Below are 25,298 nucleotides of genomic sequence, written 5' to 3' on the forward strand. Positions count from 1 at the left end.
TATAATACAGTCACTCAAATTATTGATCCAAAAGCCTTTCCTGGAAACGGCCGCGCTTTACAGCCGCGCCGGTCGCCGCTCATCTCGCGTTCAGGAACTGCCCGATCGCTTGTTCGCAAGCGCAGCAGGCAGTGCCTGAGTTTCCCGGTGCCGGCCTTGCCGGACGACCGGAACAGCGAAGGAAAAATCATGAACGGGACGCAAATCACTTTGCGTGCCAGCACCGCTATGTCGGCGCTGGCACTCCTTGGCGCGACCGCGGCGTTCGCGCCGTCGGCCTATGCCCAGACCAGCACAGTCACGACCGACCAGACGGCCCCGGCCGCAGACGAGAAAGCGCCCGAGGAGACGATCGTCGTCACCGGCTCGCGCATTCGCCGCGACAATTTCTCCTCGTCCGAGCCGCTCACCGTCATCACCCGCGACGAGATGACCGCCGCCGGCTTCAGCTCGGTCTCGGATGCGCTACAGAGCACCGCGGTCACCCAGGGCTCTTCGCAGATCAACAATTACTATGGCGGCTATGTCGTCGACGGCGGCACCGGCGTGAACACGATCGGCCTGCGCGGCCTCGGCGCCACGCGCACGCTCGTCCTGCTGAACGGCCACCGCCTGTCGCCCGCCGGCACGCGGGGCTCGGTCGGCTCGGTCGATCTCAATTCGATCCCCAGCTCGATCGTGAAGCGCATCGAAGTGCTCAAGGCCGGCGCTTCGTCGATCTACGGCTCGGACGCCGTCGCAGGTGTGGTCAACATCCTGACCGACGATGACCTTAAGGGCGTGGTCCTCGAAGCGCAGACCAACGTTCCGCAGATCGGCTCCGGCACCGCGAATCGCATCTCGGCCTCGTTCGGCGCGCATGGCGATCGATGGCACCTGATCGGCTCGGTCGACTATTACAACCGAAGCCGCATCACGCTGGGCGACACCAACTTCGGCAAGTGCCCGATCGGCGGATATCTGAGCGGCGAAGGCACCGCGATGGGATCGGGCGACCATATCGATCCGGCCACCGGCCAGCCCGCCTGCTGGAGCCTCGACAATGGCGGCGTGACGATCAACACGCTCGGCGTGCCGACCCGCGCCGCGACGCCGGCGGCGGGCGAGACCGCGGCAACCTATAACCGCCTGCGTCCCAATGCCGCGATCACCACCGGCAACACGCCCGGGTACGAGGGCGTCGGCTATTACACCCGCACGACCTATGATCCGAACATGCAGGGCGAGGAAGTGGTCACGCCGCTCAGCACGCTCACCGGCTTCCTGGCCGGCAGCTATGAGCTGCATGCGCTCGGCGATGCGGAAGTCTATGTCGAGGCGCTCGGCAATCGCCGTCAGTCCTCGAACCGGCTCTATCGCCAGCTGACGCTCGATTACGCCACCGGCAGCCTGCTGGTTCCCACCCAGTTCCGAAACGGCGTCTTCTCGGCGGCGACCGTGCTGTCGAACGGCCGGACCGTCGCGGCGCGCTCGTTCATCGGCTATGGCCTCACCGACAACAGCCAGGACGTCTACACCTATCGCACCTCGGGCGGCCTGCGCGGAAATCTGGGCCTCGGTGACTGGCGCTACGATGCCTATGGCTCCTATTCGTGGATGCGCTCGACCTATTCGACCGAGACCTTCGTCACGAGCAAGATCGCCCAGTCGCTCAATGTCGTGCAGAATACCGATGGCAGCTTCAGCTGCGTCGATACGTCGAACGGCTGCGTCGCGGCGCCGGCGATCAGCGCGGCTTCGATCGGCGGCAACCTGTCCCAGGCCTATCGCGACTTCATCACCGACACTGTCGTCGGCCACACTAAGTTCGACGAGATCGCCGGATCGTTCAACGTCAACGGTTCGCTGTTCGGCTTGCCCGGCGGCAACGCCAAGGCAGCGCTCGGTGTCGAATATCGCCATGACCATTTGAACGACCAGCCGGCGGCCGACAGTGTCAACGGCAACCTCTACAACCTCACCGCGGCCACGCCGACGGTCGGGTCCGACGAGGTCTGGGAAGCCTATGGCGAGCTCTACCTGCCCGTCCTGGCCGACCTGCCGTTCATCAAGTCGCTCTCCTTCGACGGTTCGGGCCGCTACACCCATTACCGCTCCTATGGCGGCCAGTGGACCTACAAGGCCTCGGTCGACTACCAGCCGGTCAAGAGCGTCGGCCTGCGTGCCAGCTATGGCACGTCCTACCGCGCCCCGGCGCTGTTCGAGCAGTATCTCGGCGCGACCAGCGGCTTCCTGTCGAGCTCCTATGACCCGTGCGACAACTATGCCGCGGACTCGAGCCAGATCATCCGCACCAACTGCGCCGCGGCGGGCCTGCCCTCGACCTTCACCCAGACCAGCGGCGTGACCGTGCTCACCGCCGGTGGCGCGACGACGGGCCTCAAGGCGGAAACCTCGAAGAACTTCTCCGCCGGTGCCGTCATCAACCCGACGCTGCCCTGGGGCCTGGGCAAGCTTTCCGCCTCGCTCGATTACTTCAACATCGAGGTCGACAATGAAGTCTCGCGCCTCGGGGCCGCCAGCCTGCTGAACCTCTGCTATGGCTCGGCGAGCTTCGATCCGGAAGCCGGCTATTGCCGCTATGTCGCGCGCGACGCCAATGGCGTGCTCACGGTGCAGGACAATTACATCAACATCTCGACCGACAAGCGGAAGGGCTGGGAGTTCAACCTGCGCTACCAGCACGGCCTGTTCGGCGGCGGGCTCACCCTCGACGCGATGCTGACCAAGTACACCGAGCAATCCTCACGCCTGTTCGCGGACGAGGCGCTGATCGATTCGAACGGCACGATCATGTCGCCGGACTGGTCGGGCTCGTTCAACGCGACCTACCGCATCCATGACGTGACGCTCCACTGGGGCATGGACTGGATCAAGGGTTCGTCGAACGACCGCGTGGCGCGCTACATCGCCACGGGCAGCGACGGCACCGTCGACCAGGCGACCTATGAGCTGCTAAAGGAAAACTATTATATCGGGACGCCGGATTACTTCCTGCACAACGCCTCGATCCAGTATGACCTCGGCAAGTACGAGCTGACCGCCGGCGTGCGGAACCTGTTCGACACCGCGCCGCCGTCGATCACCGCGGGCGTCTACAGCCTGACCGGCAACTCGCCGCTCTACTCCGGCTACGACTATATGGGCCGCACCTTCTATCTGAACGTCACCGCACGCTTCTGATCGAAGACCGACCTTTGGGGGGCGGGAGGGGCACGCGTTCCTCCCGCCCTTTTTGTTCGGCGCACGAAGCGACGCTTGACACATTTCGATGTTTAGCTAAATATAATTCCCATGAGCAATGTCTTCAAAGCCCTGGCAGATCCGACCCGCCGAAAGGTGCTCGAACTGCTGCGCCAGGGCCCGATGACGGCGGGCGAGCTAAGTGACCGCTTTCCGGTCTCGCGGCCGACCATGTCCGCCCATTTCAACGTGATCAAGGAAGCCGGGCTGATCGCAGCACATAAGGACGGCAAGTCGATCGTTTACCGGCTTCAGCTTTCGGTGCTCGAAGACGCGCTGCTGAGCTTCGGCCAGCTGTTCGGCATCGGCGGTGCCGCGTCCGATTCCAGCAAACCCCATGAAGGAGCGCCCACATGAAGATCGGTGTCCGTACTGCCCTCATCGCCGCCCTGTTCATCCTTGGCGGCACGCTGGCGCTGCGCGAGCTGGTCCATGCCGGCATGCTCGACGGCAATGTCGGCACCCGCGCCGCGATGCTGGCCAACGGTGTGATCGTCGCCTTGTTCGGCAACCTCATCCCCAAGACACTCAAGGCGCCGCGCCATTCGATCGAAGCCGAGCGGCGCGTCCAGGCGGCGCTGCGCCGGGCGGGGCAGGCGATGACGCTTGGCGGGCTGGTCTATGCCGGGCTGTGGCTGGCCGCGCCCGAAGGCTTCGCCCAGCCGGTATCGCTGGGCGTGCTCGGGCTCACCACGCTCTACACCTTCGGCCTCGCCGCGCGCTGCAAGCTGCGTGGCGACGCTGCCGCCGCCACGCAGGGCTGAACGATCAGCGGACGAAGGTGAGCGTGGAGATGTGCATCACGCTCGCCACGTCCTGCCCGCCGAGCTTGGCCGGCGCTTCCTCGGTGTGCGAGGCGCTGACCAGATAGCGGCCGGCGCCGAGCTGCGGCACGGTAAGCCGCCCCTGCGCATCGGTGACGAAGCCCTTCTGCCAGCGATCGGGCGTTAGGATCGACAGCTTGGCGTTGGCGAGCGGCTTGCCGCGGAAGAACAGCGTGAAACTGTCGCTATTCGCTGCCACCGGCACCAACTCCAGGTCGAGCTGGTGGCTGGTCTCGGTGCGGCCGGCGCGGGCATAGAAGATCGCCCCCTGCTTGGCCGTGCCCGACTGCCAGGGCTCGAACACCGCATCGTCGCGCACCCGCACATCGCCGGCACCGGCAACCGCCGCTTCGATATGGTTGGTGCGGCGGGTCAGCGTAACCGTGGTGCCGACCAGCTGCGGCTTCTGCAGGTGATGGAACTCGGGATCGCCCGCCGCCGGCACCGCCTCGTTCGGCTCGCCCAGATAGATGCGCGCCGGCCCCTTGCCGTCATGCTCCACCCAAATCTCGTGGGCGGCGACGGGGGCCGCGATCAGCATCGCAGCGGCGGCAAGCAGAAGCTTCTTCATGCACTCTCTCCCTGTGTTGGGCGGGAGAAAGCGTGGCAACCGCCCTCTCCCGCCCGATCGGATCAGAACTTGTAGGTCGCACCCACCGTGAAGTTGCGCGGGTCGCCATAGCGATACTGGCTGTAGAAGCCGACTTGGCTGTAATAGGTCTTGTCGAGCAGATTCTCGACATTGGCCTGGAGCTGGAGCCGATCGGTGACCGCGAAGCGCGCCATCAGGTTCACCAGCGCATAGCCCTCCTGCAGGAAGGTGTAAGGCGCGGCGGTGACCGGGTTGGTGCCGGTCGAATAGGCCTTGCTGCGATAATTGACGCCACCGCCAATCGTGAAGCGGTCGACCGTATAGGTGGTGAACAGCTTGAGTAGCCGGCGCGGCTGATCGGTGTTCGCGGGCGCGTCACTGGCGTCCTCGGCCTTGAACTGGCTGTAGCCGAAATTGATGTTCCAGCCCGGCAGCGGCCGGCCGGTGGCCTCGATCTCGAAGCCCTGGCTGACCACGCCGTCGGCGGCGCGATAGGGCTGGAGGGTCTGGCCGCCGGCGATCGGGATCGGCGCGCCGTCGACCTGGCCGACATTGTCCTGCTCGATTCGGAACAGCGCGACCGAGGTCTGCAGCGCTTCGTTGAAGAAGGCGCTCTTCAGGCCGACTTCATAGGCCTTGCCTTGGAGCGGATCGAGCAGGTCGAGATTGCGATCGAACAGGTTCTGCGGCTGGAAGATCTTGGTGTAGCTCGCATAGAGCCGGTGGTTCGATGTCACGTCGAGCAGCGCACCGACATAGGGGATGAACACATCGTCATCGCCATAGTCGCTCGGCCCGCTCCACGCGAAACCGGTCTGGTGCCAGCTGGCGATGCGCCCGCCCGCGATGATCTTGAACGGATCGGCAATGTTCAGCCGCACCGCGCCGTAATAGCCGTTCTGCTCGATCCGCTCCTGCTCGTTGCGGACCGGGGTGGTGCCCCAGACCGGCTCGGGGAAAGTCGCGCCGCCGGCGCCGACCAGCGGCACATCGGTCGCCCAGGGCAGCGGTGCCACGAAATTGTCGGTGTGGCGGTTGAGGATGCTGTGCAGCGCGCCCAGCACGACTTCGTGGTCGCGGCCGAACAGCGTGACTTCACCCTTGATCTGCCCGTCGAAGCTGTCCTGGGTGCTCTCGCCCTTCGACTTGTAGGGGTTGCTGTACGCGACCGTGCCCGTCGCCTTGTTCACTTCGCCATAGAGATAGAGCAGCTGCGTATCGCTCGCGTTGCGCAGGCGGTTGTAGTTGAGGGTGACGCTCCACTTCTCGCCGATCCGCTGCCGGACGCTCGCGAAGATGTTGAGGTTGGTGCTGTTCCAGCGGGTCCAGTCCGCCGCGGTGCTCTGCGAGCGGTCGAAGCGGGTGGTTGTGCCGTCGGTGTAGAAGGTCGGCAGCGCACCCCACAGCGCACCCTGCGGCTTGGTGTCCTGATAGCTGATGCCGGCGCGGACGAGCGTGCTGTCGGTCACGTCGGCATCGACGACGCCGTACAGCACGTACTTCTTGTTGTGGTAGAGGTCGATATAGCTGTCGCCCTGCTCGTAGCGGCCGACGACGCGGGCGCGCACGCGGCCATTGGCGGTCAGCGCGCCGCCGATATCGCCCGAGACACGCCAGGTGTTCCAGCTGCCGATGCTGGCATTGACATAGCCGGTCCAGTCGGTGGCATCGGCGTGCTTGCGCACCAGATTGACCGAAGCCGAGGGGTCGCCGGCGCCCGAAAGCAGGCCGGTCGCGCCGCGCACGATCTCGACCCGCTCATAGACCGAGACGTCCATGCTGGTCTCGCCGTTGCCGCCCGCCAGCGTCCAGGCGGCGGGAACGCCGTCGATCTGGGTATTCCGGATCTCGAAACCGCGCGCATAGAAGGAATTGCGCACGTCATCGACTTCGTTGACCGCGACGCCCACGCCGTTCGCGATCACATCGGCAACGGTGATCAGATTCTGGTCGAGGATGCGCTGCGCCGTGACGATGCTCACCGATTGCGGAGTCTCACGCACGGTAAGACCCAGGCCGGTCGCGGTGTCGATCTTGTCGGGGAGCGTATAGCGGCCGCTGACGACGATCTCTTCGCCCTCCGCCGGTGCCGGGGCCTCCTGCGCCTGGGCAAAGGCAGGCGTGGCAAGCGCGGACAGTGCCACGCCGAGGCAGAGAGAAAGCTTCAACGTCACTTGGGAACCCCGATGTTCGAATGAATGGGCCGCACTTGGCGGGCATGGCCGGCGCATTAGTGCTATTGCGAACGGTTTGCAACTATTGGGGGTAGGAAACCTGGGAGCACGCCCGTGGATTGGCCGTCACGCGCGCCACGGTATCGGTGAAGTTGCGCCTGCCGATGCAAAATCATCCCCTGTCTTTCTCCGCCGCGATGTGCCTAAATCGAAAGAATTCCGGGCATGCTCGAAGGGGGGAAGCATGGTTCTCGACACGCTGCGCCGCGCACATCTTGCAATCCAGAACGGCATCGGAGGGGCACGGCCGCTCCACTTCGCATTGCTGGCGGGCATGGCCAGCCTGGCGATTGGCGCAAGCGCGCCGCAGGACCAGGATGCAACCCGGCAGGAAAAGCACGCCACCAGGCTGCGGGCGCAAGGCTATGCTCCAAAAGCCGCGCGAATCGAGGGCGCCGCGCTGGTCGACCGCGCCGAAAAGGGCGCCGTGCTGTGGGAAAGCGAGCAGGGCGAGGCGTTGCTGCTCTATCGGGCCAAGGATACCGACCGGCCCATCGCCGTCGTGGCGAGCCAGGTGATCGTGACGCTGGAAGCGGGCGCCCCGCCGATCGACACGGCGCGGCTGCAAGCCGCCGGCCTCGAGATACTCGACCGCTCCGCCGATGGCTGCATCCTGCTCGTCCGGGCGACGGCGGCGACGCGCCTCGCGCCCGCCGACGTGCTCGCACTGTTCACCCGCGCGAGCGGCGTACGGCCGGTGGGGGCGGAGGGCAATCAGGTCGGTCTTTTCGACGATGCGCAGGACCGGCAATATGAGCGGCTGACCCAGCCCTGGCCGCACCGCAACCGCGGCAGCTCGAGCAGCAAGGCCGATGCCGATATCGACGGCAACGAGGCGCTTGCCCGCTATCCGCTCTCGATTCCACCTTCGAACACGGTGCGCATCCCGGTCATCATGGTAATCGATACGGGCATGGACACCATGCATCCCGCGCTTGCCGGCGTCCTGTGGCGCAACAGTGCCGAGACTGCCGGCGACAGCGTCGATAATGACGGCAACGGCTATCGCGACGACGTCAATGGCTGGAACTTCGCCGACAATAACGGCCTAGTCTTCGATCCCAACGGGCATGGCACGCATGTCGCCGGGATCATCGCCGCAAATCCGGGCGCCAATAGCGGCGCGGTGCGCGGCAGCGCCCCGGGCGCCAGGTTGATGATCGGCAAGGTTTCGCCCGCACCGCAGATGATGCAGGTGATCAAGGCGATCGGCTATGCCACCGACAAGCAGGCATCGGTGGTCAGCATGTCGCTGTCGTTCACCGCCAATTCGCCCACGCTCAACCAGGCGCTGCTCGCCTATGAGGCCAGTGGCGGGATCGCCGTCGCCTCCGCCGACAATGACGGCAAGGATCTGCGCGAGGCACCCGTCTATCCCTGCATGTTCGGCACCGTCGTCTGCGTCGGCGCGTCCGACATGAACGATGCGATGGCGAGCTTCTCCAACTATGGCGCGAGCTTCGATGCGCTGGGCCAGCCGGGCGTCGCGATCCTGGCGCCGGGCGTCGCGATCCGATCAACCTGGCCGGGCGGGATGTACAAGGATCTAGACGGCACTTCGATGGCCGCCCCCTTCGTCGCGGCGGCAATGGCAGGCACCTGGCGCCTCTATCCCACCGCCACCCATTCCGAGATCCGCAACCGCGTGCTCCAGACCAGCGACCGGATCGCCACGCTCGACGTGAGCAAGGTGGAGGAAGGGCGGCGCCTGAACCTCTACCAGGCCTTTTACGCGCGCAATCCGCGCCGCGAATTCGCGACGGACGGCTATTGCAACCAGGTCGTGTTCGATCCCACGACCAACCAGCAGCATCCGCGGCATACCAATTATCCGTTCGCCAATAGCGGCGAGCCGGGCATCGACGGCGCTTCGTTCGCGGGCGCCTATACGATCTGCACAGTGGCGCAGCTCGCCGCGATTCAGGGCGTCCATCTCAACCGCTTCTTCGAACTGAAGTCCAATTTGCGTTGGCGCAGCGACATCACCGGCGCCTGGCAGCGCGCCGTGGGCGACGCGGTTTCGCCCGCCGGCCAGTTCAACGGCGTGTTCGACGGCGGGGGCTTCACGATCGAAGGGTTCGACCAGGGAGTCCGCGCCAATAGCGGCCTTTTCGCCCGTATCGGCGCACGCGGCCATGTCACCAATTTGCGCTTCGTCGGTGCCAAGGTCCGGGCGAACGGCGCCGCCGGAGTGGTCGCGACGACGATGGAGGGCGGCAGCATCGTCAATGTCCAGGTGGACGGGAGCATCGATGCCGGCTCGGGCGGCGGGCTGGTCGGCGGCATGACCGGCGGCGAGATCCGCGACAGCTATTTCGAAGGCACGATCGATACGCGCGCCGGCGGCGGCGGGATCGTCGGCACCGCCAATGGCGAGGGCGCGCTGCTCCGCAACGTCTATTTCTCGGGCACGATCAACACGCCGTTCCAGGCGGGCGGGATCGCGGGGACGCTGGGCTACAAGGCGCGGATCGAGCGCAGCCATGCCAATCTGCTCGTACCCCGGCCCGCGTCCGGAACCCGCAAGATCGCGGGCGGGCTGGTAGGCTATCTCCTTTGCCGCGGCACGATCGCCGACAGCTATGCCGAGGGCGACATCGCCGCGGACGAGATGGCGGGCGGGATCGCCGGGCGCGTCACCAACGGCGATATCGTGCGCAGCTATGCCAGCGTCTTCTTCTCCTCGGACCTTGCCACCACGGGCGGCGCGGTCGGCCGGGTCGCCGACGGGCTGCGCGGCGACAATGGGCGCTATATGTGCACCGAGAGCGAGGTGAAGCCGCCCGTCACCACCCGGCTGGATGATTTCTTCGACTCCTTCCAGGGCGGCACCGGTGTGGGCACGCCGAAGAGTCCGCAGGCGCTGCGCACGCTCGCGACCTTCGCCGGCTGGTCCAACGACATCTGGGACATGGCCGCTGGTGCAGCGCCGCGGATCAAGGCGCTGCCGCGCAGCACCCGCAGCGACTATTAGACGTCCGGCAATTCCTGCTCCGCCACGCCCCAGCCCTGCAATGCGCGGCTGGTCGCGCGCTCGATCAGTTCGGCGGCGTCGCGGATCGTGAAGTGCTTGGCGCTGTCGATATCGCGCAGCTCGGTCCAGGTGACCGGCGCGGCCACCGGCGCGCCTTCGCGGGCGCGGGCGACATAGGGCAGCACCGCCGTCGCGCCGCGCTGGTTGCGCAGGTAATCGATGAAGATCTTGTCCTTGCGGTTGACCTTCTTGAGATTGGCGGTGAACCGCTCGGGCTCCGCCTCGCTGAGCGCCCGGGCGAAGCGCTCGCAGAAACTGCGCGCCTCGAGCCATTCGGCCTTGGGCACCAGCGGCACCACGACATGCACGCCCTTGCCGCCCGACAGCAAAGGCCAGCTGGTCAGCCCGATATCGGCGAGATGGTCCTTCAAATCGGCGGCGGCCTTCTTCACCGTCTCGAAGTCGAGGCCCTCGTCGGGATCGAGGTCGAACACCAGCCGGTCGGGCTTCTCGATATCGGCGACCAGGCTGCCCCAGCCATGGAACTCGATCGTGCCCATCTGGACACAGGCCATCATCCCGTCGGCATCGTCGATATAGAGATAGGGTTCGACCGAGCCGTCCTTCTCCTTGACATCGACATGGTGGACTTCCTCGCCGAACGACCCGGCGTCGTGCTTCTGGAAGAAGCATTGCCGCGCCCGGCCCTGGGGGCAGCGGACCAGGCTGATCGGCCGGTTGCCGAGCCAGGGCAGCGCGATCGGCGCGACCGACAGATAATAGTCGGCCAGGTCGCCCTTGGTCAGCTCGTCGCCGGGAAAGATCACCCGGTCGCGGCTGCTGATCTTGATCGCGGATTGCGGCGCTTCCGGCAGCTTGGCCGGTTTCTCCACCACCACGTCCTTCGCTTTCTTGTCCTTGCGCAGGCCGATGAAACTGGCGTGGCGGACGACATTGTCGGCGGTGAACTCGGCGAAGGCGACTTCCGCGACCAGGCTCGGCTTTACCCAATGCGCGCCGCGCGCTTCGGCCCGGGGCACGGCGGCTGCGGGCTTGTCGGCGGCGATCTTCTCGAAGCGTTCGCGCAGGTCGTGCAGCGTCTGCGTGTTGAACCCGGTGCCGACCCTGCCGGCATAGACCAGCCCGTCCGGCCCGTTCAGCCCGAGCAGCAGCGAGCGGAAGCCGCGCCCCTTGGCCGAGGAGGGCGACCAGCCGAGGATCACGAACTCCTGGCGGCGGATGCATTTGGTCTTGAGCCAGGACTTGGAGCGCGTGCCGCGATAGGGCGCGTCGGCGCGCTTGGAGACGACGCCCTCATAGCCTTCGCGGCACATCGTCTCGAACAGCTTCTCGCCGGCGCCGAGGACGTGTTCGGAGAACTGGATGCGCACATCCGCGCCGGCCAACAGCGCGCGCAGCTTCTCCTTGCGGGCGAGCTGGGGCTGACCGGTCAGGTCCTCGCCATCGGCCTCGAGCAAGTCGAAGGCGAACATCGTCAGCCCCTGGCCGCCGTTCGACAGCGCGTCCTGCAGCGAGGAGAAATCGGGCTTGCCGTCCTTGAACGCGACGATCTCGCCGTCGATCAGCGCCGGGCCGGTCAGCTCCTTCGTCGCCTCGGCCACGCCGGGAAAGCGGTCGGTCCAGTCGAGCCCGGTACGCGTGTAGATCTTGGGGCCGCTCGCGCCGAGGCTGAGCAGCGCGCGATAGCCGTCATATTTGACTTCATGAAGCCACTGGTTGCCCGTCGGCACGGTGTCGACCAACGTGGCGAGCTGGGGCTTCTGGAACGCCGGGTTCTTGGCCGTTACCGCCTTCTGCTTCGCCGCGGACTTGGCCGGCTTCACCCCTTCCGCGATCTCCTGCATCGTCCGCCCGGTCTTCACGCTGGTCAGCGCCGTCTCGACCAGCGCATCGGTCGCGCCGGCATATTGATCGTCGATCTTGCGGAGCAGCCAGTTCTCGCCCTTCTCCTTGCCGCGCGGCTTGAGGCGGATCAGCAGCCACTCGCCCTTCATCCGCTCGCCTTCGAGGGTGAAGTGGAGATGCCCCTTCTCCAGGTCCTTGGCGCTCTTGCCCGGGATCGGCGCCCATTGGCCGTCGTCCCACAGCATCACGGTGCCGCCGCCATATTGGCCCTTGGGGATCGTGCCCTCGAAATCGGCATAGGAGAGCGGATGATCCTCGGTGCGCACCGCCAGCCGCTTCTCGGCGGGATCGAGGCTCGGCCCGCGCGTCACCGCCCAGCTCTTGAGCACCCCGTCGATCTCCAGCCGGAAATCCCAGTGCAGCCGGGTCGCGTCATGCTTCTGGACCATGAAGCGATGCCCCGAGCCCTTGGCGATCTTGCCCGCCGGCTCCTGCGTCTTCGCGAAGTCGCGCTTGGCGTTATATTTGGCGAGCGGATCGACGGCCATCTTATGCCCGCTTCTTCGCCGGCGGCTTCTTGGCCGGCGCCGCTTCCTTGACCGGCTTGGTCTTCACCGCGGCACTCGTCTTGGCCCCGGGCTTCTCCAGCGACTTCTTGAGCGCCGCCATCAGGTCGACCACGTTCGAGCCGCGGCTCGGCTTGCCGTCGTCCTTGTCCTCGATGATCTTCTTGCCCTTGGCCTTCTTCTTGCGCTCGATCAGCTCGTGCAGCGCATCGACATAGCGATCGTGAAAGCCCTTGGGATCGAACTTCGCGACCTTCTTCTCGATCAGCGTCTCGGCCAGACCGAGCAGCTCGGGATCGGGATCGCTGTCCGGGATGTCGCGGAAATAACCCTGCGCCTTGTTGACCTCATCGGCATAGCGCAGCGTCTCCAGCACCATGCCGCGCCCGCACGGCTTCAGGCTGACGACATATTCGCGCCCGCGCATCGCCAGCTGGCCCAGCCCGACCTTGCGGGTGCGCTTCAACGCCTCGCGCAGCACGATGAACGCCTCTTCCGCCAGGTCGTCCGCCGGCACGACGAAATAGGGCCGCTCATAATAGAGCACGTCGATCTCGTCGGCATCGACGAACTGGGTGAGCTCGAGCGTCTTCTTCGATTCTAGCTTCACTGCGTCGATCTCGTCCTGCTCGAGCAGGACATATTCGCCCTTCTCGACCTCGAACCCCTTGACGATCTCGTCGGGATCGACCGCGCCCACGCCGGGCGCGGTCTTCTCATATTTGATCCGCTGGCCGGAAGGCTCGTGGATCTGGTGGAAGCTGATCTGCGCGCCCGATTTGGTCGCGGTGTAGATTTCCACCGGGATCGAGACCAGCGCCAGCCTTATCTGTCCCTGCCAATAGGCGCGCGCCGCCATTTGCCAATTCCCTCGTTGCGAAGCCGATTCAATGTGCCAGCAACGGACTCGTTCCTCGACACCTCTTTGGGGTGGAGTTAGAGCGCGGCGCATGCGCACCGATCCCTTCGAATTGTTCGACGCCTGGTATCAGGAAGCCCGGGCCAGCGAGCCCAACGACTCCAATGCGATGGCGCTGGCCACGGTAAATGCCGCGCTCCAGCCCTCGGTGCGGATGGTACTGCTCAAGGGCCATGGCCCGGATGGCTTCGTCTTCTACACCAACCGCGAGAGCCGCAAGGCGCAGGACCTGGGCGAAGGCGCCAAGGTCGCCTTGCTGTTCCACTGGAAGTCGCTGCGCCGTCAGATCCGCATCGAGGGCCCGGTGAGCTTCGCGACCGATGCCGAAAGCGACGCCTATTTCGCCAGCCGCGCCCACGATTCGCAGCTCGGCGCCTGGGCCTCCGACCAGTCGCGCCCGCTCGATTCCCGTGAGACCTTCGAGACGCGCTTCGAGGAAGTGAAGGCACGCTTCGAAGGCGGCGACGTGCCCCGCCCGCCGCATTGGGGCGGCTACCGGGTGACCCCGAGCCGTATCGAATTCTGGCAGGACCGAGCCCATCGCCTCCACGAGCGCCGGCTGTTCACCCGCACCGGCGCAGGCTGGAGCGAGGGCCTGCTATATCCATGAGTCTCCGGCCGTGACCAACCTCGCCCGCCGCGCCGCCATTGCCAGCGTGTGCAGCGCGCTGCTGCTCGGCGCGCTCAAGGCCTGGGCGGCGGTGCAGACCGGCTCGGTGGCGATGCTCGCCAGCCTGGCCGATTCGGGGCTCGACCTGTTCGCTTCGCTGGTCACTTTGGGCGGCGTCCATTGGGCCGCGCAGCCGGCGGACGAGAATCACCGCTTCGGCCACGGCAAGGCCGAGGCGCTCGCTGCGCTGTTCCAGGTGGTGGTGATCGCCGTCTCCGCGCTCGCCATACTGGTTCGCGCGATCGACCGGTTCCAGAGCGGCGACATCGCCGCCTCGCCCGAATCGGGCATCGCGGTCAGCCTGGTGGCGATCGCCGTCACCCTCGCGCTCACGCGGTACCAGGCACACGTCATCAAGCAGACCGGATCGGTCGCGATCGGTGCCGACCGCATCCACTATACCTCGGACCTGATGCTCAACGCCGCGGTGATCGCCGCGCTCGGGCTCGATGCCTGGGGCGTGCGCGGCGCCGATCCGGTGTTCGGCATTGCCATCGCCTTCTGGCTGCTGTTCGGCGCCTGGCGCGCCAGCGAAGTGGCGATCGACCAGCTGATGGACAAGGAATGGCCCGAGGAAAAGCGCGCCGCCTTTGTCGAAGTCGCCGCGCGCAACCCGGCGCTCAAGAGCCTGCACGATCTGCGCACCCGCTCCAGCGGCAATCGCGACTTCGTCCAGTTCCACATCGCGATGCGCCCGAGCATGACGATCCTCGAGGCGCATGACGTGGTCGAGGCGCTGGAGAAGGAGCTGTGCGAGGCCTTTCCGGGCACCGAGATCCTGATCCATGTTGATCCCGAGGGCCATATCGACGAGCCCGAAAACCCGATGATCGAAGCCAATCTGCTGAAGGACGCGCCGTGAACCTGCCTTTCGCCCAGATCGACGCCTTCGCCGACCGTCCCTTCACCGGCAACCAGGCAGCGGTGATGCCGCTCACCGAATGGCTGCCCGACGAGATTCTCCAGGCGATCGCCGAGGAGAACAACGTCGCCGAGACCGCTTTCATCCTTCCCGATGCCAGCGGCGAGGCGGACTTCGAGCTGCGCTGGTTCACTCCCGCGGTGGAGGTCGCGCTATGCGGCCATGCCACGCTGGCGAGCGGCCATTTCGTGCTCTCGACCGATCCGGGGCGCGACGGCGTGACCTTCCGCACCCGCAAGGCCGGCGTCCTCGAAGTGCGCCGCGACGGTGCCTCCTATGCGATGGCGCTCCCCGCCTATCCACCCGAGCCCACCGAAGTGCCGGGGCTGCTCGACGCGCTCGGCATCGATCTCGGCGAGACCTTCTACCACCCCAATGGCTATGACCTGACCGTGCTGGAAAGCGCCGAAGCGGTGCTCGCCTGCCAGCCCGATTTCAAGGCACTTGCCGCGATCGGCCACACGCTCAACATCGTCACCGCGCCGGGCACCGGCACCGACGTGATCAGCCGCGTCTTCGCCCCCGCCGCCGGGATCGACGAGGACCCGGTCACCGGCTCGGCCCATTCGGTGCTGACCCCCTATTGGGCGAAGCGCCTGGGCCGCGATACCTTCACGGCGTTCCAGGCCTCGAGGCGCGGCGGCCATATCGCCTGCGGCCTGGCCGGCGACCGGGTGATCCTGGGCGGCAAGTGCGTGACGGTGATCGTCGGGGAGTTCGCTATCTAACTTCCGCTCCCTTTGGGAGCGGGAACGGGCCCACGGGGCAAAGCCGAGTGGGAAGGGTGAGGGCAGCCTCACCTTCGACCCTCACCCTTCCGCCGACTGTGTCGGCTCCCTCCCTCTTCATTGGGAGAGAGAGGCTTACTTCACCGCCTGATGCGCGTAACTGAGGATGCGCGCCACGCGCCAGCCATCCGGCGCCTTCTTCCACAGCTGGACGAAATGGGCGCGGCCGACCAGCTTCTCCGGTCCGCCGCCCTTGCGCTCGTAGAAGACATGGTCGCCTTCCTCAATCGCGCCATAGCCAGGCACCGGATCGACGCGCAGCGTCTCGGGCAGCAGCGCGCGGCGGCTGCGCCACGCATCGGGCGCCTTCTTCGCCTCGCACCCCTTGGCATAGAGTGCCACGAATGCCTCTCCGCTCGTCGCCACCACACCGTCCTTGTCGTGGTACATCTCGAAATCCGGGGTCACCAACGTGGCGAGGCGTGCCGGATCGCACTTCTCGAAGAAGGTTTCGAACAGCGCCGTATCGGACGCCTTCACTGCGGCGAGCAGCGCAGGATCAGGCGAAGCGGGAGCGGACTGGAACGTCAACAGGAGTGCAGTGGCCAGGATCATGCGTGTCTCCGATGTGTGGTATTCGTATAATACAGGACTGAGGACCTTTGTACAGCGTGCTGATGATGCCCGGCTTCCAACTCGACGCCGACTGCATAGACTATGCCCGCGAGCCGGTAGGTATATCGCAAAGGGGGACGACGATGTCGGATGTGGATGCTGCGCATATAACCAACGGCTGGACCGCCGCCTGGGTGGTCGCGCTGCCCTTGGCGGGCTTTGTCGGTCGCAATGTCTTCGATGCCTTCATGCGGCGACGCCAGAAAAGACGCCTGGCGAGAACCATTGCCGCGGAACTGCAAGGCATCTCCGACCATCACATCGCCAATTACAGCGCACTCGCACGCGTCGCTGAGCCCAAGGCCGATACGCCGCGAAAACTGGCCTTCGAGAAGATGATCTATTGCGAGGATGAGTTCTACGCGATCTCGATCCCGGACATCGGCCAGATTTCCCCCGATATCGCCCGGCGCCTGCTAAAATTCAGGATGATGCTGCGAAATAACGCGCTCGAGCTGCGCAATGCAGTCGATACTTGGTCTTCGGTCGATCAGAAGTCGCGCAAGGCAGATTTGGAAGCATTGAAGAGCCGTATGCAGGCCACTGCATTGCGGGCCGAGGACATCCTGCGGGAGGTAAAGGCCTATATCAAAACACCGGCCGATGAAGACGGCGACCCGATCGACAGAATGTGGCCCGATTGGAAATCGTTCGAGAGCGCGAGAGAGGCAGTACTCGACGGCGCTCCCCAGCTTCGGCCCACGCCGCGGGGCCTGCTGGCGCACATGCGGAATGCGATCGCCAAGGATTGGCGCGGGCGAAAAATATCCGGAGGTGCCGATGATGGGGATTGAGCGCAGGCCGGGCTGGCAAACTAGGATTTCGTCTGATCCATACTGGCGGATGCCGGCCTGCCGCCTTTCCCATCCGATAACGACGCACTCATGCGCGGATAAAATGCGCGCCGCGACGCCGCTTTTCGGAAAGCCCGGTGCACGCGCGTAGGTGTCGTGACTTTTGTGACTCTCCGGGTCGAATCGGGCCGCGCCGACTCGGACCGGCGCGAATCAGGCCGGCGCCAGCTCCGCCCGCTCGGTCTCGGCGATCCAGCCGCCGCCGAGAACGCGTTCGCCGGCATAGAGCACTGCGGCCTGGCCCGGTGCGACGCCATATTCGGGCGTCTCGAATATCACCCGGCCATCCTCCAGCCGCGCTGCCACCGGCTTGGCGAGGCTGCGCACCTTGGCCGTGACCGGGCCCGCATAGTCGCCGCCCAGCCAGTTGATACCCTCGATCCGCGCGGCACGTACCGCGAGCGCGCGCTTGGGGCCGACGATCACCTGCCTGGTCGCGGGATCGAGGCGCAGTACATAATAGGGCTCGGCGGCGCCGCCGATCTCGAGCCCGCGGCGCTGGCCGACGGTGAAGTGGATCAGCCCCTTGTGGCGGCCGAGCACCTGGCCGGCCTCGTCGACGATCTCGCCCTGGGTCTCCGCCTCGGGGCGCAGCTTCTTGACGAGGCTGGCATAGTCGCCATCGGGGACGAAGCAGATGTCCTGGCTGTCGGGCTTGCCGGCGACGCCCAGCCCGAGTTCGGCAGCGAGCTCGCGCACCAGCTTCTTGGGCATGCCGCCCAGCGGGAAGCGCAGGAAATCGAGTTGCGCGGCGGTGGTGGCGAACAGGAAATAGCTCTGGTCGCGCGCCGGATCATGCGCGCGGTGCAGCTCGGCACCCTGTGTCCCCATCACGCGCTGGACATAATGCCCGGTCGCCAGGCAGTCCGCCCCCAGGTCGCGGGCGAGCGCGAACAGGTCGGTGAACTTGGGCCCCATATTGCACTTCACGCAGGGAATCGGCGTGCGGCCGGCCAGATATTCGTCGGCGAAATCGTCGATCACGTCGGTCTTGAAGCTCGAGGCGTGGTCGAAGACATAATGCGCGATGCCGAGCTTGTCGCAGACGGCACGGGCGTCACGGATGTCGCGGCCAGCGCAGCACGATCCGGCACGGCCCACCGCTTCGCCGTGATCGTAGAGCTGCAAGGTCACCCCGATCGTCTCGGCGCCGGTGGCGGCGGCGAGGGCGGCCACGACCGACGAATCGACGCCGCCGGACATGGCGACGACGATGCGCCTGGCCTGCATCGGCCCCTCGAGCTGGAAGTCTCCTGCGATCATGATCGCGCGCATTTAGGCGCTCGTGCTTCTCCGCGCCAGTCTTGGTGGGATTCCGGTAACCCTGGTTAAGCGCACGTTTTCACCTGCTTTACGGACCCTTCAACTCTCTTGCGTACAAGCAGTCATCCGAAGTGATTTATTTGTCGGATGGGTAAACAGCGTGGACCTGAGTTTCGCCAGACTGGAGCGTGATGTGGCGGTTACCGCCATGCCGACCGAACTGGCGGTATTGCTGGTCGGCGTGGCGGCGCGCCAGGCGGCGAGCCCCACGGCCCGCGCGCAGGCCCGATTGGCGCTGGTCGCGCCGGTCGAGCAACTGCTCGCGCCGATCCACGGGGCCTTCCACCGCTCCGCGGCGGCTGCCCTTACCCGATGGCACAAGGAATGAATCGCACGTTTACCGAGCTGTTTTAGCCCCGGTTCAAGTGCGGCGAATATGGGTCGTTTTGTTGAGTTGCGTAGCGGGGGCCCCCCGCCCCGAAAGGCGAGTAGATGATTGAGAACCAGAAGATCCGTCCGGCGAAAGTGATTGGCCCGCTTGGCGAGCCGCTTACGCTGGATACCCTTCCGCCGCCCGAGACGACTCGCTGGGTCGTGCGCCGCAAGGCGGAAGTGGTCGCGGCCGTGAATGGCGGTCTGCTCAGCGTCGATGAAGTCTGCGAGCGATACGGCCTGACCGTCGAGGAATTCGCCGGCTGGCAGCGCGCGATCGACCGTTCGGGCATGCCCGGCCTGCGCGTCACGCGCATCCAGCATTACCGCTCGCTCTACGAGCGCCAGCAGAAGTACTGAGCTCCTTCCTCAAGGAGCAATTGGTCCGTTCCGGCACCCGGGACGGGCCATTTTATTTGATGGCAATCCGAAAAGTTCCCGATCCGGTGCAAAATATCGGTACGGAACCAATACGACCAGCCGCTCATTTTCCCCTCGTCGCCCGATCAACGGGCCGTAACAACGGAGGGACTTATGGTGAGTCTGATCGTTTGGCTGGTCATCGGCGGCGTCGTCGGCTGGCTTGCTAGCATTGTGATGCGTACCGATGCCCAGCAGGGTATTTTCCTGAACATCATCGTCGGCATCGTCGGCGCATTCATCGGCGGCTGGCTGTTCGGCACCGGTGACATCAACGGCGCAATCAATCCGACGACGTTCCTGGTATCGCTGGTCGGCGCGATCATTCTGCTCGCGCTGGTCAATCTGGTTCGCCGCGGCTCGCTGCGCTAACCGGGATCGGATCTATAAAAGGGGCCGCTCCGTAAGGGACGGCCCCTTTTTCATGTCATTTGAGCAGGAAGCGGACCGACACGCTGACATTGAGCTCGCGCTCGCCGGCAACTACTTCGAGCTTGTCGGCTACCATGCCGGCTTGGGCGCGCATCATCACCGGCATCGGCGATGGCGGCAGCGCACCGCTCTCCGAAATCGCCAGGATACGATCGACCTTGAGCCCCGCCGCGCGGGCATAGAGCTCGGCCCGGGCCCGCGCCTGCCTGATCGCATCCATCCGCGCCTCGTCGAGCGCGCCCTCGGGCTTGTCGATCGTCAGATTGGGACCCGAAATATCGTTGGCACCGACCTGGACCAGCGCGTCGAGGATCGTGCCGCTCTTCGCCACGTCGCGGAAGCGGATCGAGACCTGATTCGTCGCCTGATAGCCGGTGATCACCGGCGGCTTGTTGTCGGCATAGCGATATTGCGGGCTCAGGCTGATCCGCGCGGTCTGGATGTCGCGCTCAGCGACCCCCGCACCGCGCAGCGCCGCGAGCACGCGGGTCATCTGCGCGTTGTTCTGCTGCATCGCCTGTGCCGCGGTCAGCGCCTGGGTGACCACCCCCGCCTGGATCACCGCGAGATCGGGCACGCGCGTGCTGGTGCCGGTCGCGCTTACATCCAGCACGGTGCCGTCGAGCAGCACGGGGTGCGCCTCCTGCTGCGCGGCGGCGGGCAGCGCGGCCACGGTGAGCAGCGCGGCGGAGGCGGCAAGAGCTGTGCGAATCATCGATACGTTCCCAAAATGATTTGTCCCGCACACAGCCATGCCGTGCGCGGGACAAATGCAACCTGAACGGAAATGGGGCTTTACGCCCGCCGAACCATGATCAGCCGATACAGCGCAAGCAACACCACTGCGCCCGCCGTTGCCGCGGCATAGGCCTGCCAGGTGCTGTCACGCACCTCCAGGCCGAGCATCGGCGTCAGGTAAAAGGCCAATAGCGCGCCTGCGATACCGATGAGGATCGTGACGATCACGCCGCCCGGATCCTTGCCCGGCATGATCAGCTTGCCCAGCGCACCGGCAACCAGGCCAATGAGCAGCCACCCAATAATCCCATGAGGCATTTACTTCCTCCTCGATTCGGCCCGTCTCCCCCGGACCGAGCGCGAGCGTCGCCCCGACGGGCCGGCATTGCAACCGTTTCTTGTCGGAAACGGTGCCAGAAACAATCCAGATACTTGCGGAAAATGGCCGAAACGGGCATTCGCGCCGCACTTGCGAAACGGCTCTTGTAGCCGGTGCCTTATTCATATAATACAGTGCGATCTATTGGGGGCACCGGTCATTTCGACCGGATCGGATCTCGCACACGAATTACGAGGCAGGGATGTTCGGACGACAGGATCGGCTGCAATATACGGGTGACGACGCGCCGAAGTCGCGGCGCTGGTTGTGGATCACCCTGGCCGTGGTGGCGGTCATCGCCATCGCCGCCTTCTTCATGATGGGCAATCGGGACGGTGCCGCGACCAAGAAGGGTCCTGCGGCCGCGGCCAAGAACGATTCGCAGATCCCGACCGTCACGGTCGCGGTTCCCGGGCGCCAGTCGATCCAGACCGTGATCAGCGGCACCGGCAGCCTTGCCGCCAAGCGCGAGATGCCCGTGGGCGTCGCCGGCGAAGGCGGCCTGGTCACGCGCGTGCTGGTCGAGCCGGGCACCTGGGTGGGCAAGGGCCAGATCCTCGCCACCGTCGACCGCTCGGTCCAGGCGCAGACCGCCAGCTCGCTTTCGGCCTCGGTTCGCGTCGCCGAAGCCGATGCCAAGCTCGCCCAGGCGAACCTGGACCGCGCACAGAGCCTCGTCTCCAACGGTTTCGTCTCCAAGGCGGACATCGACCGGCTCACCGCGGCTCGCGACCAGGCCTCGGCCCGCGTCCGCGTCGCCCGCGCCCAACTCGCCGAGACCAATGCACGCAACGGCCGCCTCGACATCCGCGCGCCGGAAGCCGGCCTGGTGCTCACCCGCCAGGTCGAGCCCGGCCAGATCGTCAGTGCCGGTTCGGGCGTGCTCTTCCGCATGGCGATGGGCGGCCAGATGGAGCTGCGCACGCAGCTCGCCGAGGCCGATCTCCAGCGCACCCGCGTCGGCTCGACCGCGCAGGTCACGCCCACCGGCAGCACCCAGATGTTCAGCGGCACGGTGTGGCAGGTCTCGCCGGTGATCGATCCGAACACCCGCCAGGGCATCGCCCGCGTCCAGCTCAGCTACAATCCGGCGCTGCGCCCCGGCGGCTTCGCCTCCGCGCAGATCATCGTCGGCTCGAGCAATGCGGTGATCCTGCCCCAGTCGGCGATCCAGACCGATGCGCAGGGCAATTACGTCTACACGCTCGATGGACAGGACAAGGCAGTCCGCACCCCCGTCGTCACCGGCGAGGTGACCGATGCCGGCGTGTCGATCACCCAGGGCCTGAGCGGCAGCGAGCGCGTGGTGCTGACGGCGGGCGCCTTCCTCAACCCGGGGCAGAAGGTCATCCCCCAGGCCCTCAAGAAGCAGTAAGGGACGCGTCATGAGCTTCCGGAATATCTCCGCCTGGGCGATCCGGAATCCGGTTCCGCCGATCGTCCTGTTCCTGTTCCTCACGGTGGCTGGCCTCGTCAGCTTCAACCGGATGGACGTAAACAACAATCCGGACATCGATTTCCCGATCGTCTGGATCTCGATCAGCCAGCCGGGCGCTGCGCCCAGCGAGCTCGAGACGCAGATCACCCAGCAGGTCGAAAGCGCCGTGCGCAGCCTGCAGGGCATCGACGAGATCAACTCGACGGTGACAGAGGGCCAATCGACCACGGTCGTCCAGCTCGCGATCGGCACCCCGATCGACCGCGCGGTCGAGGATGTGCGCAGCGCGATCCAGCAGGTCCGCGGCAACTTGCCCGACGGCATCCTGGAGCCGCAGATCGGCCGCGTCGATTCGGCCAGCGACAACGACATCGCCAGCTTCACCGCGATCGCGCCCGACATGACCGTCGAGCAGCTCAGCTGGTACATCGACAATACGGTCGCCAAGAGCCTGCTCTCGATCGAGGGCATGTCGGCAGTGAACCGCAATGGCGGCGTCAACCGCGAGATCCGCGTCCAGATCAATCCGGCCAAGCTCCAGGCGTACGGCCTCACCGCCAGCCAGGTGAACCAGCAGCTGCGCCAGGTGAACATGAACGCCGCCGGCGGCCGCGCCGAAATCTCCGGCTACGAGCAGTCGGTGCGCGTCCTCGGCAACGCCAAGGACGCCTATGCGCTGGGCCAGAGCCAGATCTCGCTGGGCGGCGGGCGCACCGTGCGTCTGGCCGATATCGCCACCGTGCAGGACAGCTATGCCGAACTGCGCAGCACCGCGCGGTTCAACGGCCATTCGGTGATCTCGTTCGACATCCAGCGCGCCAAGGGCGCATCGGACGTGACGATCTATCACGATGCCCAGAAGGCGCTCGAGAAGCTCCAGAAGAACAACGACAAAGTCCGGTTCGAGCTGCTCGCCAACTGGAGCAAATACGCCGAGCAGCAATATCACTCGGCGATGGAAGCGATGATCGAAGGCGCCGTGCTCGCCGTCATCGTGGTGCTGATCTTCCTGCGCGACTGGCGTGCGACCGTGATCTCGGCGCTGGCGATCCCGCTCTCGTCGATCCCGGCGTTCTGGTTCATGGACCTGCTGGGCTTCACGCTGAACCAGATGACCCTGCTCGCGCTCTCGCTGGTGGCCGGTGTGCTGGTCGACGATGCGATCGTGGAGATCGAGAATATCGTCCGGCACATGCGCATGGGCAAATCGGCCTATCAGGCATCGATCGACGCGGCGGACGAGATCGGCATCGCCGTGCTCGCCACCACCATGTCGATCGTCGCAGTGTTCCTGCCGGTCGGCCTGATGCCGGGCATCTCGGGCCAGTTCTTCAAGAATTTCGGCCTGACCGTGGTCGCCTCGGTACTGATGAGCCTTGCCGTGGCGCGTCTCGTCACGCCGATGATCGCGGCGTATTTCCTCAAGGCGCATGGCGAGGCCAAGCACGGCGACAACTGGCTGATGAACGCCTATGTGAAGCTGCTGCGCTGGACGCTGCGGCATCGCTGGGCGGCGATCGTCGGCTTCTTCGTCTCGCTGGCGATGACAGTGGGCATGTTCTTCATCCTGCCGATGACCTTCCAGCCTACGCAGGACGAGGACCAGGTCACCGTCAATGTCGAGATGGTGCCGGGCACCACGCTCGAACAGACCGACCGCGTCGTCCATCAGGTCGCCGATCGCCTGCGCACCGAGCCGATCGTCGAGAATCTCTACGAGCGCGCCAGTGTCGGCAATGGCCGCGTGATGGTGAAGCTCAAGGACGACCGCAAGGAGACGAGCGACGAGTTCACCCGCCGCCTCGCGCCCGACCTGCTCAAGATCCCCGATGCCCGCGTCGGCTTCCGCTCGCAGGGCGGCTGGGGTTCGAGCGGCCGCGCGCTGACGGTCACGCTGGGCGGCGAGGATCCCGCCTTGCTCACCGCCACGGCGCTCAAGCTGGTCGAGCAGATGTCGAAGATGCCGGAGCTGGTGGCGCCGCGTATCGCGGGCGACCTCAACCGGCCGGAGATCGTGATCAAGCCGCGGCTCGATCTGGCGGCGAACCTCGGTGTCACCACCGCGGCGCTGTCCAGCGCGATCCGCATCGCGACCCTGGGCGACATCGATCAGAACAGCGCGAAATTCTCCCTGTCCGATCGCCAGATCCCGATCCGCGTGGCGCTGGAGGAGAATGCCCGCGCCAAGCTCGACACGATCAAGAACCTGCCGGTGCAGACGCAGAGCGGCGGATCGGTCCAGCTCGGTACCGTGGCGGATATCGCCTTCGGTACCGGCCCCACCAAGATCGAGCGCCTGAACCTGCAGCGCCGCGTCGTCGTCGGCGCCGATCTGGCGACCGACCCCAAGACCGGCAAGGCGATCGTCTCGGGCGTCGCGCTCCAGAAGATCCACGAGCTGCCGGTCATGAAGAACCTGCCCATCGGTGTCGCGGAAATGACCGTCGGCAACCAGAAATGGCAGGCGGAGATGGTCAAGAACTTCGTCATCGCGCTGATGTCGGGCGTGTTCCTGGTCTTCGCGGTGCTGGTGCTGCTCTATCGCCGCTTCATGTCGCCGCTGGTCAACATGGGCTCGCTGCTCAACGCGCCGCTGGGCGGTTTGCTCGCACTTTGGATTGCCGGCCAGCCGATCTCGATGCCCGTGCTGATCGGCGCGCTGATGCTGTTCGGCATCGTCGCGAAGAACTCGATCCTGCTCGTCGACTTCGCGCTGGAGGAGATGGCCAAGGGCGTCGATAAGTTCACGGCAATCGTCGACGCCGGGCACAAGCGCGCCCAGCCGATCGTGATGACCACGGTGGCGATGGTCGCGGGCATGGTGCCGACGGCGCTCTCGCTCTCGGGCGACAGCTCGTGGCGCGCGCCGATGGGCATCACCGTGATCGGCGGCCTGATCCTCTCGACGCTGCTCACGCTGGTGATGGTGCCTGCCTTGTTCAGCCTGGCAGTTGGCCTCGAACATTGGCTCGGGCCGCGCCTGTCGCGCCGCCTGCTCACCTTCCGGCCAGGCGACGATGGCGCCCGGGTGATCGGTCCGAAGCACGACACCGGGACGATCGAACACAAGCCCGGGGACGATTCGCCGCAGCCCGCGGAGTGAACTTGATCCCGTCTGATGTATTGGGG

The 25,298-nt window shown here is 65.7% G+C and carries 21 protein-coding genes; 13 read left to right on the forward strand and 8 right to left on the reverse strand.

Annotated elements, in window-relative coordinates; all coding sequences use genetic code 11:
* Nucleotides 1–189 precede the first annotated feature (189 nt).
* The 3 genes from AC1RPL_RS15345 (at nucleotide 190) to AC1RPL_RS15355 (ending at nucleotide 4,007) form a co-directional block, all read left to right on the forward strand.
* Nucleotides 190–3,183: a TonB-dependent receptor plug domain-containing protein gene (locus AC1RPL_RS15345; RefSeq protein WP_493070337.1), complete on the forward strand. Its 2,994-nt coding sequence runs from the start codon at nucleotides 190–192 to the stop codon at nucleotides 3,181–3,183.
* Between the two features lie 111 nt (nucleotides 3,184–3,294).
* Entirely contained in the window at nucleotides 3,295–3,600 is a 306-nt protein-coding gene (locus AC1RPL_RS15350; protein WP_493070339.1) for an autorepressor SdpR family transcription factor, read from the forward strand.
* Nucleotides 3,597–4,007 carry a hypothetical protein gene (locus AC1RPL_RS15355; protein WP_493070340.1) on the forward strand — a complete coding sequence of 137 codons (411 nt, stop codon included), beginning with the start codon at nucleotides 3,597–3,599 and terminating at the stop codon, nucleotides 4,005–4,007. Before AC1RPL_RS15350 ends, AC1RPL_RS15355 begins: the two co-directional genes overlap by 4 nt.
* 4 nt (nucleotides 4,008–4,011) lie before the next feature.
* Here the strand turns inward: AC1RPL_RS15355 and AC1RPL_RS15360 are convergent, their stop codons facing one another.
* Nucleotides 4,012–4,638 carry a DUF4198 domain-containing protein gene (locus AC1RPL_RS15360; RefSeq protein WP_493070342.1) on the reverse strand — a complete coding sequence of 209 codons (627 nt, stop codon included), beginning with the start codon at nucleotides 4,636–4,638 and terminating at the stop codon, nucleotides 4,012–4,014.
* A 62-nt stretch (nucleotides 4,639–4,700) separates the two neighbouring features.
* Nucleotides 4,701–6,827 carry a TonB-dependent siderophore receptor gene (locus AC1RPL_RS15365; protein ID WP_493070344.1) on the reverse strand — a complete coding sequence of 709 codons (2,127 nt, stop codon included), beginning with the start codon at nucleotides 6,825–6,827 and terminating at the stop codon, nucleotides 4,701–4,703.
* Between the two features lie 250 nt (nucleotides 6,828–7,077).
* Between AC1RPL_RS15365 and AC1RPL_RS15370 the strand changes: the two genes are divergently transcribed.
* Nucleotides 7,078–9,867: a S8 family serine peptidase gene (locus AC1RPL_RS15370; protein ID WP_493070346.1), complete on the forward strand. Its 2,790-nt coding sequence runs from the start codon at nucleotides 7,078–7,080 to the stop codon at nucleotides 9,865–9,867.
* Here the strand turns inward: AC1RPL_RS15370 and ligD are convergent.
* Both ligD and ku read right to left on the reverse strand, forming a co-directional pair.
* A complete protein-coding gene (ligD, locus tag AC1RPL_RS15375; RefSeq protein WP_493070348.1) occupies nucleotides 9,864–12,281 on the reverse strand; it encodes a DNA ligase D in 2,418 nt (805 codons plus the stop codon). The genes AC1RPL_RS15370 and ligD overlap by 4 nt on opposite strands.
* Nucleotide 12,282: 1 nt before the next feature.
* Entirely contained in the window at nucleotides 12,283–13,158 is an 876-nt protein-coding gene (gene ku / locus AC1RPL_RS15380) for a non-homologous end joining protein Ku (RefSeq protein WP_493070350.1), read from the reverse strand.
* A gap of 31 nt (nucleotides 13,159–13,189) precedes the next feature.
* Between ku and pdxH the strand changes: the two genes are divergently transcribed.
* The 3 genes from pdxH to AC1RPL_RS15395 are packed head-to-tail and all read left to right on the forward strand — an operon-like array spanning nucleotide 13,190 to nucleotide 15,538.
* The gene (pdxH, locus tag AC1RPL_RS15385) at nucleotides 13,190–13,828 is read left to right on the forward strand and encodes a pyridoxamine 5'-phosphate oxidase (RefSeq protein WP_493070351.1); all 639 of its coding nucleotides are present in this window, start codon (nucleotides 13,190–13,192) and stop codon (nucleotides 13,826–13,828) included.
* 10 nt (nucleotides 13,829–13,838) lie between these two features.
* Nucleotides 13,839–14,750 (forward strand): cation diffusion facilitator family transporter, encoded by a 912-nt coding sequence (locus AC1RPL_RS15390; protein WP_493070353.1) that lies wholly within the window; start codon nucleotides 13,839–13,841, stop codon nucleotides 14,748–14,750.
* Nucleotides 14,747–15,538: a PhzF family phenazine biosynthesis protein gene (locus tag AC1RPL_RS15395; protein WP_493070354.1), complete on the forward strand. Its 792-nt coding sequence runs from the start codon at nucleotides 14,747–14,749 to the stop codon at nucleotides 15,536–15,538. The genes AC1RPL_RS15390 and AC1RPL_RS15395 overlap by 4 nt, the downstream gene beginning before the upstream one ends.
* Nucleotides 15,539–15,673: 135 nt before the next feature.
* Here AC1RPL_RS15395 and AC1RPL_RS15400 read toward each other — a convergent pair whose 3' ends face one another.
* Nucleotides 15,674–16,153, reverse strand: coding sequence for a nuclear transport factor 2 family protein (locus tag AC1RPL_RS15400; protein ID WP_493070356.1), 480 nt, complete (start codon nucleotides 16,151–16,153; stop codon nucleotides 15,674–15,676).
* Between the two features lie 56 nt (nucleotides 16,154–16,209).
* On the opposite strand from AC1RPL_RS15400, the gene AC1RPL_RS15405 reads away from it, so the two are divergent.
* Complete coding sequence (locus AC1RPL_RS15405; protein WP_493070358.1) at nucleotides 16,210–17,007, forward strand: hypothetical protein; 798 nt, start codon at nucleotides 16,210–16,212, stop codon at nucleotides 17,005–17,007.
* Between the two features lie 213 nt (nucleotides 17,008–17,220).
* Here the strand turns inward: AC1RPL_RS15405 and mnmA are convergent, their stop codons facing one another.
* Complete coding sequence (gene mnmA, locus AC1RPL_RS15410; RefSeq protein WP_493070360.1) at nucleotides 17,221–18,330, reverse strand: tRNA 2-thiouridine(34) synthase MnmA; 1,110 nt, start codon at nucleotides 18,328–18,330, stop codon at nucleotides 17,221–17,223.
* A 193-nt stretch (nucleotides 18,331–18,523) separates the two neighbouring features.
* Between mnmA and AC1RPL_RS15415 the strand changes: the two genes are divergently transcribed.
* From AC1RPL_RS15415 to AC1RPL_RS15425, 3 genes are all read left to right on the forward strand, one after another.
* Nucleotides 18,524–18,718, forward strand: a complete 195-nt coding sequence (locus AC1RPL_RS15415) for a hypothetical protein (RefSeq protein ID WP_493070361.1) — start codon at nucleotides 18,524–18,526, stop codon at nucleotides 18,716–18,718.
* Between the two features lie 104 nt (nucleotides 18,719–18,822).
* On the forward strand, nucleotides 18,823–19,122 hold the full coding sequence (sciP, locus tag AC1RPL_RS15420) for a CtrA inhibitor SciP (protein WP_116839339.1): 300 nt from the start codon (nucleotides 18,823–18,825) through the stop codon (nucleotides 19,120–19,122).
* A 177-nt stretch (nucleotides 19,123–19,299) separates the two neighbouring features.
* Nucleotides 19,300–19,554, forward strand: coding sequence for a GlsB/YeaQ/YmgE family stress response membrane protein (locus tag AC1RPL_RS15425; protein WP_493070941.1), 255 nt, complete (start codon nucleotides 19,300–19,302; stop codon nucleotides 19,552–19,554).
* Between the two features lie 55 nt (nucleotides 19,555–19,609).
* On the opposite strand, the gene AC1RPL_RS15430 is transcribed toward AC1RPL_RS15425, so the two are convergent.
* Nucleotides 19,610–20,329, reverse strand: a complete 720-nt coding sequence (locus AC1RPL_RS15430; RefSeq protein WP_493070363.1) for an SIMPL domain-containing protein — start codon at nucleotides 20,327–20,329, stop codon at nucleotides 19,610–19,612.
* Between the two features lie 80 nt (nucleotides 20,330–20,409).
* Nucleotides 20,410–20,670 carry a GlsB/YeaQ/YmgE family stress response membrane protein gene (locus AC1RPL_RS15435; RefSeq protein WP_493070365.1) on the reverse strand — a complete coding sequence of 87 codons (261 nt, stop codon included), beginning with the start codon at nucleotides 20,668–20,670 and terminating at the stop codon, nucleotides 20,410–20,412.
* 263 nt (nucleotides 20,671–20,933) lie between these two features.
* On the opposite strand from AC1RPL_RS15435, the gene AC1RPL_RS15440 reads away from it, so the two are divergent.
* Both AC1RPL_RS15440 and AC1RPL_RS15445 read left to right on the forward strand, forming a co-directional pair.
* Nucleotides 20,934–22,106: an efflux RND transporter periplasmic adaptor subunit gene (locus AC1RPL_RS15440; RefSeq protein ID WP_493070366.1), complete on the forward strand. Its 1,173-nt coding sequence runs from the start codon at nucleotides 20,934–20,936 to the stop codon at nucleotides 22,104–22,106.
* A 10-nt stretch (nucleotides 22,107–22,116) separates the two neighbouring features.
* Nucleotides 22,117–25,272 carry an efflux RND transporter permease subunit gene (locus AC1RPL_RS15445; protein WP_493070368.1) on the forward strand — a complete coding sequence of 1,052 codons (3,156 nt, stop codon included), beginning with the start codon at nucleotides 22,117–22,119 and terminating at the stop codon, nucleotides 25,270–25,272.
* Nucleotides 25,273–25,298 lie beyond the last annotated feature (26 nt).

It is taken from the genome of Sphingomonas sp. GW821-FHT12D09 (genome assembly GCF_058807215.1).

Bases quoted from the DNA above. Each gene is read 5' to 3' on its own strand.
- AC1RPL_RS15400 (WP_493070356.1), bottom strand. From the start codon at position 16,153: ATGATCCTGGCCACTGCACTCCTGTTGACGTTCCAGTCCGCTCCCGCT.
- mnmA (WP_493070360.1), bottom strand. From the start codon at position 18,330: ATGATCGCAGGAGACTTCCAGCTCGAGGGGCCGATGCAGGCCAGGCGC.
- AC1RPL_RS15445 (WP_493070368.1), top strand. From the start codon at position 22,117: ATGAGCTTCCGGAATATCTCCGCCTGGGCGATCCGGAATCCGGTTCCG.
- AC1RPL_RS15355 (WP_493070340.1), top strand. From the start codon at position 3,597: ATGAAGATCGGTGTCCGTACTGCCCTCATCGCCGCCCTGTTCATCCTT.
- AC1RPL_RS15435 (WP_493070365.1), bottom strand. From the start codon at position 20,670: ATGCCTCATGGGATTATTGGGTGGCTGCTCATTGGCCTGGTTGCCGGT.
- ligD (WP_493070348.1), bottom strand. From the start codon at position 12,281: ATGGCCGTCGATCCGCTCGCCAAATATAACGCCAAGCGCGACTTCGCG.
- ku (WP_493070350.1), bottom strand. From the start codon at position 13,158: ATGGCGGCGCGCGCCTATTGGCAGGGACAGATAAGGCTGGCGCTGGTC.
- AC1RPL_RS15440 (WP_493070366.1), top strand. From the start codon at position 20,934: ATGTTCGGACGACAGGATCGGCTGCAATATACGGGTGACGACGCGCCG.
- AC1RPL_RS15370 (WP_493070346.1), top strand. From the start codon at position 7,078: ATGGTTCTCGACACGCTGCGCCGCGCACATCTTGCAATCCAGAACGGC.
- AC1RPL_RS15345 (WP_493070337.1), top strand. From the start codon at position 190: ATGAACGGGACGCAAATCACTTTGCGTGCCAGCACCGCTATGTCGGCG.
- AC1RPL_RS15350 (WP_493070339.1), top strand. From the start codon at position 3,295: ATGAGCAATGTCTTCAAAGCCCTGGCAGATCCGACCCGCCGAAAGGTG.
- sciP (WP_116839339.1), top strand. From the start codon at position 18,823: ATGATTGAGAACCAGAAGATCCGTCCGGCGAAAGTGATTGGCCCGCTT.
- pdxH (WP_493070351.1), top strand. From the start codon at position 13,190: ATGTGCCAGCAACGGACTCGTTCCTCGACACCTCTTTGGGGTGGAGTT.
- AC1RPL_RS15430 (WP_493070363.1), bottom strand. From the start codon at position 20,329: ATGATTCGCACAGCTCTTGCCGCCTCCGCCGCGCTGCTCACCGTGGCC.
- AC1RPL_RS15360 (WP_493070342.1), bottom strand. From the start codon at position 4,638: ATGAAGAAGCTTCTGCTTGCCGCCGCTGCGATGCTGATCGCGGCCCCC.